Genomic DNA, 1,054 nt, shown 5'->3' with positions numbered 1-1,054 from the left:
GGCAGTGACTTTTTCAGAGCTTCCTTAGATATTCGCGTATGTTCCCGATAGCACTTATCAAGGGCGTGGTGAAGCGACTACTTTTCTTCATGACATCACCTTGTCGCTAAAAAATCATGGCTTTCGTGGTGAAAGTTCCGGGCAGCCAGGCTCAAGAGAAGAATACCTATCGCTGTTAGGAGAACAGCTTCATCAAGCCCATGCGAAATGGAAAAATGATGCCATAACCACCGTCATCATGGTCGATGGGTTAGACCATAATCAGCGAGAGCATAATCCTCTACAGAGTTTGCTGTCAGATTTGCCGCCCCCTAACACCGTGCCTGATGGGGTGATATTTGTTCTAGGTAGTCAAACGTTGGAGTTGAACGATCTCTCTGACACGATAAAGGAGCATGTTAGGTATGAAAGTCGAACTATTGTCATATCTCCTCTGACTCGGACAAATGTCTATGCGGCCATAAAAAAATGGCCAGGCTGTTCTGAACTAACAGATGATAATAAGAAGAAAATTTTCGAAAAATCATTGGGGCACCCACTATCTTTGGTTTATTTGCTGGAATTTATTACTGGAGGATCTGGTAGGGATTATGATGAAGCTATTGATGATTTTCCTCTTTACCAAGGGCATATTGAGCAAAGCTATTCAGTTTATTGGCGACAAATAGAGAGTAATCAGAAGCTTGTTGACTTGCTTGCGTTATTGTCAAGATTGAGAGAGCCAATAAATACTCAAGTGCTTGGAAAATGGTCTGATCATTCAACTATTCGCGCTTTTATTTCAAGTGCATCCCACTATTTCAAGAAGGATAGTGATATAAGTTGGCGTTTTTTTCATAACAGTTTTCGACTGTTTATTTTAGATAAAACGAGCCGAAACCTATTTGGTAATTTTGATGATTCAAAGAATATTGAATATCACAAGGTATTAGCTGAACACTGTATTCAACCGACTGATGATAATGATCCAATGCGATGGGAGAGAGTTTACCATCTTTTTAATGCTCGGCAGATGGAAGCTGTAATTGACCTGAATCCGTGAAGCCGGCGCCGA

Annotated in this window: 1 protein-coding gene; it reads left to right on the top strand. The window is 41.1% G+C overall.

What is annotated here, in order from left to right:
• Positions 1–100 precede the first annotated feature (100 nt).
• Positions 101–1,042 carry a hypothetical protein gene (locus B4967_RS16030; protein ID WP_207953649.1) on the top strand — a complete coding sequence of 314 codons (942 nt, stop codon included), beginning with the start codon at positions 101–103 and terminating at the stop codon, positions 1,040–1,042.
• The last annotated feature ends 12 nt before the right edge of the window (positions 1,043–1,054 follow it).

The organism is Vreelandella lionensis (assembly GCF_002087295.1).
GTDB lineage: Bacteria > Pseudomonadota > Gammaproteobacteria > Pseudomonadales > Halomonadaceae > Vreelandella > Vreelandella lionensis.
The sequence above is the reverse complement of the archived record's forward strand: the minus strand, read 5'-3'. Positions and strand labels throughout refer to the sequence as shown.